This is a genomic window from Williamsia sp. 1138, assembly GCF_002095435.2.
Taxonomy (GTDB): Bacteria; Actinomycetota; Actinomycetes; order Mycobacteriales; family Mycobacteriaceae; genus Williamsia.
This window is the reverse complement of sequence record NZ_MJEJ02000054.1, coordinates 365,399-372,033: the sequence shown is the minus strand read 5'-3', so window position 1 is coordinate 372,033 and position 6,635 is coordinate 365,399. Positions and strand designations below refer to the sequence as shown.

General features: G+C 64.3%; 8 protein-coding genes. 3 read left to right on the top strand and 5 right to left on the bottom strand.

The genetic code is table 11. The features are described from left to right. Window positions 1–162: 162 nt before the first annotated feature. Both BH683_RS28040 and BH683_RS28035 read left to right on the top strand, forming a co-directional pair. Window positions 163–1,104 (top strand): methionyl-tRNA formyltransferase, encoded by a 942-nt coding sequence (locus BH683_RS28040; RefSeq protein WP_084839547.1) that lies wholly within the window; start codon window positions 163–165, stop codon window positions 1,102–1,104. Window positions 1,105–1,234: 130 nt separating this feature from the next. Further along, on the top strand, window positions 1,235–2,578 hold the full coding sequence (locus BH683_RS28035) for an NAD(P)/FAD-dependent oxidoreductase (protein ID WP_084839546.1): 1,344 nt from the start codon (window positions 1,235–1,237) through the stop codon (window positions 2,576–2,578). Window positions 2,579–2,634: 56 nt separating this feature from the next. Here the strand turns inward: BH683_RS28035 and BH683_RS28030 are convergent, their stop codons facing one another. Together BH683_RS28030 and BH683_RS28025 are read right to left on the bottom strand one after the other, a co-directional pair. Continuing rightward, the gene (locus tag BH683_RS28030; RefSeq protein WP_084839545.1) at window positions 2,635–2,931 is read right to left on the bottom strand and encodes a hypothetical protein; all 297 of its coding nucleotides are present in this window, start codon (window positions 2,929–2,931) and stop codon (window positions 2,635–2,637) included. Window positions 2,932–2,947: 16 nt separating this feature from the next. Beyond that, complete coding sequence (locus tag BH683_RS28025) at window positions 2,948–3,268, bottom strand: hypothetical protein (RefSeq protein WP_143696149.1); 321 nt, start codon at window positions 3,266–3,268, stop codon at window positions 2,948–2,950. Window positions 3,269–3,402: 134 nt separating this feature from the next. Between BH683_RS28025 and BH683_RS28020 the strand changes: the two genes are divergently transcribed. Beyond that, the gene (locus BH683_RS28020; protein WP_094647823.1) at window positions 3,403–4,509 is read left to right on the top strand and encodes a glutamate--cysteine ligase; all 1,107 of its coding nucleotides are present in this window, start codon (window positions 3,403–3,405) and stop codon (window positions 4,507–4,509) included. A gap of 21 nt (window positions 4,510–4,530) precedes the next feature. Here BH683_RS28020 and BH683_RS28015 read toward each other — a convergent pair whose 3' ends face one another. The 3 genes from BH683_RS28015 to BH683_RS28005 all read right to left on the bottom strand — a co-directional run bounded on the left by BH683_RS28015 (window position 4,531) and on the right by BH683_RS28005 (window position 6,483). After that, on the bottom strand, window positions 4,531–5,523 hold the full coding sequence (locus BH683_RS28015; protein ID WP_084839543.1) for a helix-turn-helix domain-containing protein: 993 nt from the start codon (window positions 5,521–5,523) through the stop codon (window positions 4,531–4,533). A 247-nt stretch (window positions 5,524–5,770) separates the two neighbouring features. After that, complete coding sequence (locus tag BH683_RS28010) at window positions 5,771–6,205, bottom strand: riboflavin kinase (protein ID WP_084839542.1); 435 nt, start codon at window positions 6,203–6,205, stop codon at window positions 5,771–5,773. After that, the gene (locus tag BH683_RS28005) at window positions 6,202–6,483 is read right to left on the bottom strand and encodes a hypothetical protein (protein WP_084839541.1); all 282 of its coding nucleotides are present in this window, start codon (window positions 6,481–6,483) and stop codon (window positions 6,202–6,204) included. The genes BH683_RS28010 and BH683_RS28005 overlap by 4 nt, the downstream gene beginning before the upstream one ends. Window positions 6,484–6,635: the final 152 nt, after the last annotated feature.

Genomic DNA, 6,635 nt, shown 5'->3' with positions numbered 1-6,635 from the left:
CTGCCGAGGACACAGTCGTGGGCTCGGATATTAGGGAATGCTTCGCTAAGAATAGTTCGGTAAGGCTAAGTTTGCATGAGGCCGGTTATTCGGTCAAGCTGAACCCGATAAATCGCTGTGGTGCCGTGAGGCACCGGCCCGAACGAATGAAAAGGTCAGTTCATGCGAGTAGCGACCTTCGGCTACCAGACCTGGGGTCACAAGACCCTGGACGCGTTGATCAACTCACACCACGATGTGGTCCTGGCGGTGACACATCCGCCGAGCGAGCACTCCTATGAGAGCATCTGGTCCGATTCGGTCGAGGATCTCGCACGCGCCCACGACATTCCGGTTCACCTCGCGCAACGCCCCGACAACGAGCTGATCGAACGCGTCAAACACGCCGAACCCGACATCATCGTCGCCAACAACTGGCGCACGTGGCTGCCACGGGAGTTGTTCGACCTGCCCCCGCACGGCACCCTGAATCTCCACGACTCGATGCTGCCCAAATTCACCGGGTTTTCGCCGGTCATCTGGGCGCTCATCAGCGGGGCACCGGAAGTCGGTCTGACCGCCCACCGGATGGACGACGAACTCGACACCGGGGATGTTCTGGTGCAGCGGGCCGTGCCCATCGGCCCGACGGATACGGCAACGGATCTGGTCCGGGCGACAATCGACATCATCCCAGCGGTGCTGCTGGAATCCCTCGATCTCATCGAGACCGGGACCGCGGTGTGGAAGCCGCAGAACCTCGCCGACCGCACGTTCTTCCACAAACGCGCCGACCTCGACAGCCAGATCGACTGGTCGTGGCCCGCCGAGGACATCGAGCGCCTGATTCGTGCTCAGTCGGATCCATATCCGAACGCGTACACATACTTTCGTGATCGACGCCTCCGCATCACCAAGGCCACCGTGTCGGAGGGTGTGTACGGCGGTACCCCCGGCCGGGTCTTCATCCACGAAGGTGACGGCATGGTCATCGTCGCCGGTTCCGACGCCTACCGGGGCAGGAACCGGGGTCTGGTCATCGAGCGGTTGCGCACCGATGACGGTGTCGAGCACTCGGGCAAGGATTTCTTTCCACGCGGAGGCGGTTATCTGACCTCGGTCTGAGTTGGCCCCACTGGCTGACGGTCTTACTGAGCTGACGGTCTTGCCTCGGCTGACGGTCTTGCCCGAAGTGTTTGCAGTTCTGCTGCAGCCGGGAAAGGATACGTAGACCGACGAAAGGGGCCGACGGGCGATGACAGCACCAGGACGACCGCATGTGGTGATCGTGGGAGGCGGGTTCGGTGGCCTGCACGCGGCTCGCCGACTCAAGAACGCCGACGTCGAGGTGACGCTGCTTTCTCGGGGAACCAGTCACGTCTTCCAGCCGCTGCTGTACCAGTGCGCGACCGGCTTGCTCTCGGAGGGATCCATTGCGAGCCCTCTGCGACACCTGCTGCGTCGACAGCAGAACGCTCACGTCGCGCTCGGGGAGGCCACGTCGATCGACCCCGCGGCGAAGATTCTCACCGCCAGCAGGGTCAACGGTTCGACATTCGATTTGAAATACGACTATCTCGTCGTCGCCGCGGGTATGCAGCAGGCCTACCACGGACATGACGAATACATCGACTGGGCGCCGGGTATGAAAACTCTCGACGACGCGCTGACGATTCGCCGGAAGTTGGTCAGCGCCTTCGAGATGGCCGAGTCCCTGCCCACCGCCGAAGAGCGCAAGCCGTGGCTCACCTTCGCGGTCGCGGGCGGTGGACCGACCGGGGTCGAGTTGGCCGGGCAGATCCGCGAACTCGCCGTGCACGCCCTCACCCACGAGTTCCGATCGATTGATCCGCGAGAGGCCCGCGTTCTGCTCTTCCACGGCGGTGATCGGGTGCTCGAGAGCTTCGACAAGAACCTCTCGAAGAGAGCCTTGCGCACGCTCGAAAAGGTGGGTGTGGAAACCCATCTCGGGGTCCACGTCACCGACGTGACCCCCCGGGACATCGAGACGACCACCAAGGCCGAGCCGAAGACGAAGACCCGCTACGACACGAGAACAGTCGTCTGGACCGCGGGTGTCGAGGCGGTGCCGTTCGCCAAGGCGCTCGCCACCGCACTCGGGGTCCCGCAGGACCGCAGCGGTCGGATCGCGGTCGAAGCGGACCTGTCGGTGCCGGGCCATCCGAACGTGTGGGTCGTCGGCGACATGTCCTCGCGCGACAACCTGCCAGGTGTGGCAGAGGTGGCGATGCAGGGTGGGCGGCACGTCGGCAAGCTGATCGCCGCAGAGGTGGAATCAGGTTCGGCGCCGCGTCCACCCTTCAAGTATCGAGATCTGGGTAACGCCGCGTATGTCGCTCGTGGCCACGCGCTCATCCAGGCCGGGCCCTTGCACCTGTCGGGAAGCCTCGGCTGGATATCTTGGGGCGTCATCCACATTGCGTTTTTGTCCGGCGCACGCAATCGTGCCGGCACCCTGCTGAACTGGGGTGCGACCATGCTGACCAACTCGCGCCGTGAGCGTGCCGTCACGTTCGGGGACTCGAGGATCGCCCGAAACCAGTACTTCAAGAACGCCGAGAAAAAAGCTAACCGGTAGAAACGCCGTTCTGCGAGGTGAGGAGGGCGGGCGGAAGCGCGCGGCTACGACCCGGATCAGGTGGCAAATCCCAGCGAAGCGAGCATCAGCGCGAACAGAAACCATCCGGCGCCCTGCCAGATCGGCCAGCTGTCCCCGTGTTTGTACGCCTTGTAGGCCCGGATCAGAGCGCCGACGCCGCCGCACAGCAGTATTGCGGTGACGCCGAATGTCCAAGCCAGACCGCCGGATCCGACGGTGAGTGCAACGACGAGCCAGATGCCGGCGACCACCACGACTCCCGCGATGTACAGGCCTGCGCTGCGGAGTGCGGCGGGATCGTTCCACCGTTTCTCCACGTCGTTCGTGGTCATGGCGTCTCTAGAAGGATCAGTGGATGACATGCTCGCCTCGGGTCGGATAGTGCGTGCGGTAGATGGCATGGTCCCGTCGGCTCTTGAGGTACTCGAGGTGATCATCGCTGAGCGCATCGGTTGCGCGGTAGGCGAAGAACGCCCACGCGTTGAGACCGATGGCCGCCAAGCCGCAGAACAACGCGGCCTGCATGTGGCCACCGGCAAGGGTGATCAGCGTCAGAGCCAGGGCAGCGGTACCGGCCATCACCGCGAGCAATCCGGACCAGCCGACCGGCAGCACCAGCCTCGAGCGAAGGCTTCGTCTGACGGTCCTGGGTTTTCCGGTTCGGGTCATCTTCGCTCCTCTCGACTCGGTAGATGAGTTCGGTGTCGGGGTACCCAAGGTGAGTGCTCGAAAACAAACCAGCACCGGTCGGGACCGGAAAAGATATCGCTGATCTGCGCAAAGGGGGCCACCGCGTGGCCCCGGTGATGACCCCGCCCACGTTCGGCGTGGAAGAAGAGCTGCTGCTCGTCGACGCCGCCTCCGGCCTGCCGTTCATGGAGGGCGACGCTGTGCGTCATGTCGCGAACTCCCTCGGCTTGGACCTCGACCTCGAACTCACCCCATGTCAGATCGAGACCGCGACGCCCATCCTGGACACTGCGGCCGAGCTCAGGGAGCATGTGGCGCGCAGTCGGCAGACAGCCGACCTCGCTGCCAGAGAGACCGGTGGCCGCGTGCTGGCCACCGGCGTACCGCCCTCGGTCGGTGATGCCCGGCCGGTGTCTCCGAACGAGCGGTACGGACGCATCGCAGACAACTTCGGGCTGCTTGCGCGCGAACAGGGGGTCTGCGGATGCCACGTGCACGTCGCGGTCCCGGACCGTGCTCGAGCCATCGCCGTCGGCAACGCACTTCGTCCCTGGATTCCGGTGCTGCTGGCACTGACCACGAACTCGGCGATCCACGACGGAGTCGACTCTGGTTACAGCAGTTGGCGAACGGTTCTCTGGTCGCGATGGCCCAGCGCCGGACTTCCGCCACACTTCGATTCGGAGTCCGACTACGACGCTGCGGTGAACCGTATGCTCACGGTTGGTGCAGCACTCGACAAGGGAATGATCTACTGGGACGTACGACCTTCTCGGGACTATCCGACGGTCGAGGTCAGGGTCGCCGACGTGCCGGCCACCGTGTCCGAAACCGTCTTGTACGCAACCATTGTGCGGGCATTGGTGATGACCGAGTTGGCGGCGATCGACCGGGACCGGCCTGCCCGACCGACCATTGATCAGGAGCTCCTGCGTCTCGGTAAGTGGCGCGCCGCCCGTGACGGTATCGCAGGGTCGCTGGTCGATCCCCTCAGTGGAAGCATGGTTGCCGCCAGGACTGCTGTAGATGCTCTGATCGAGCATGTCTCGGACGCCCTCGATGTGCTGGATGAGGGAACGGCTGTTCGGAGCGGCGTGGCGAGTGTGTTCGCGAAGGGTAACGGAGCGGCCCAGCAACGCCGGGTCTTCGCCGAGTCGGGGGTGGGTGCCGTCGTCGAACATGTTGCGCGGCAGACGATCGCCGATACCGGGACTCCGTAGGGCGCCAGCCGGGGCACGTAGTCAGGCAGCGGTGAAGGTGTTCCGATACTCACTGGGTGAGGTGTTCATGATGCGGGTGAAGTGATGGCGGAAGGTCACGACTGAACCGAATCCGACCATTCCTGCGATGCGTTCGACCGGGAGGTCCGAGGTCTCGAGCAGCTCCAGACTGGTGTCGATGCGCCGCGCGATCAGCCATTTGATCGGGGTGGTGCCGGTCGCCTTGGTGAACTGGCGCAGATAACTGCGCCTGGACAACATTGCCCGGTCGGCCAGCTCATCGAGGCTGATCGGCGAATCCAGATGCGCCAGAGCCCAATGCATGCTGTCGGTGATGGCGGTATCACCGTCGAGGGCAGGTATCGGACTCTCGACGTACTGCGCCTGGCCCCCGGACCGATGAGGCGCGGCCACCAGGCTCCGGGCGACATCGTTCGCTATCTGAGGACCGTAGTCGCAGCGGACGAGGTGTAGCGAGAGGTCGAGACCGGCTGAGCAGCCGGCGCTCGTCAACACCGAACCCTCGTCGACGTAGAGCGGTCGCGGGTCGACATCGACTGCAGGGTAGCGCTCTTGGAGCATCGTGGTGTAACGCCAGTGGGTGGTTGCCCGTTTGCCGTCGAGGAGGCCGGCGGCCGCGAGGACGAACGCGCCGGAGCAGAAGGAGACGACTCGGGCGCCGCGGTCAGCAGCCTCCCGGACGGCGTCGACGAGTCGCGCTGAGACGGGAGCGCGCACATCCGCGACACTGGGGATGATGACGGTGTGCGCGGAAGCAAGCTCGCTGAGGCCGTGCGGTGTACGCAGCGTGGCGCCCCCCACGACGCGCACTCTTTCCCGCGTCTCGGTGCACAACCGCAGGTCGTACCAGGGCCGGCCGACACCCGGCCAGAAGAGATCAGACAATTCCGAGAGGCCGAAGATCTCCGCGGCAATCCCCATCTCGAAAGCGGTCATCCCGTCGTACGCGAGGACGGCCACTCGTCGCGGCCCGGCATCGTCGGTTTCACTCATGTCACTATCTTATCGATCAGCGGCGTTGGTGCCACTGTTGGAGGCGCCAGTCGTGCTCGATGATCGAAGCATGGGTACAGAGAACCGCCAAGCGGTACAGAAGTTTTGGAGTGCGATACGAGCGATCGCGGCAGGTGTCAGCGCGGGCAATGCAGTGCGGCACAACGTGGCGCCGGCGGCCAATTCGTCGGCAAGAACCGACCCGGTACCGGATTGTGCAGCAACGCGCCGCGGATGACCGGGTGGGTCAGGACTGCTGCGGTCGCGCGGGGTAGCGCGACATGAGCTCCCGCGCAGAGGCCTTGTCGCCGTTCATCGCCACGATCAGTTCGTCGATCGAGTTGAACTGTTCTTGCTTGCGTACGAGGTGGGTGAGCTCGGTGATCGCGTTCGCGCCGTACAGATCCGCGTCGAAGTCGATGACGTAGGCCTCCACCGTGCGCTTGCGACCGTCGAAGGTCGGATTCTCACCGACCGACACGAGGGTCGGCAGCCAGGTGCCCGGGTGCAGGGAGCCGCGGGGCGGGTCGCCGTCTGCCAGGGTGAACCAGCCGAAGTAGACGCCGTCTTCAGGAATCCGGCTTTCGTCTTCGGCGGCGATGTTCGCGGTGGGAAATCCCATCGGGGCACCGCGGCCCTCGCCACGAACGATCTCACCCGCTGCGTATCCGAGAAGGTTCACTCCTTGAGCGTAGCGGGACCGCGGCCTTCCGGTTCGAGACCATCGTCGTCCACGAATACGAGGTCCCCGTCATCGAGGGCCACTGCCCAACGTCGGGGCTTGGTCTCGTGGCCTCCTCCCAGGTCTACGGCCGAACCTTCGACGGGAGGCCCGAAATCGTCGACGATCTTCCCGGACCTGTTCTGCTCGATCACCACCCTCGAGCCGACAGCAAGCGCGTTTTCGTGATCGCCCGCGCCGGAATGGTCGTTCGGCGCCGGGTTCGGCTCGGAGGTCATGGCACACCCTTTCAAACGTAAGTAGACCTACCTTAAGCACAAGGCATCACCGATTTGCTTCATCGAACCCCCGAATGGGTCACATGGCGTGAGACGGAAGACCAAAACTCTCAGCGACTCAAACCCGTGGCAACCCCGGCCTCGGGGTCGTA

What these genes read in the sequence shown, in the direction of transcription:
- BH683_RS28035 (WP_084839546.1), top strand. Translation starts at nt 1,235, where the DNA reads ATGACAGCACCAGGACGACCGCATGTGGTGATCGTGGGAGGCGGGTTC.
- BH683_RS28040 (WP_084839547.1), top strand. Translation starts at nt 163, where the DNA reads ATGCGAGTAGCGACCTTCGGCTACCAGACCTGGGGTCACAAGACCCTG.
- BH683_RS28015 (WP_084839543.1), bottom strand. Translation starts at nt 5,523, where the DNA reads ATGAGTGAAACCGACGATGCCGGGCCGCGACGAGTGGCCGTCCTCGCG.
- BH683_RS28030 (WP_084839545.1), bottom strand. Translation starts at nt 2,931, where the DNA reads ATGACCACGAACGACGTGGAGAAACGGTGGAACGATCCCGCCGCACTC.
- BH683_RS28005 (WP_084839541.1), bottom strand. Translation starts at nt 6,483, where the DNA reads ATGACCTCCGAGCCGAACCCGGCGCCGAACGACCATTCCGGCGCGGGC.
- BH683_RS28025 (WP_143696149.1), bottom strand. Translation starts at nt 3,268, where the DNA reads ATGACCCGAACCGGAAAACCCAGGACCGTCAGACGAAGCCTTCGCTCG.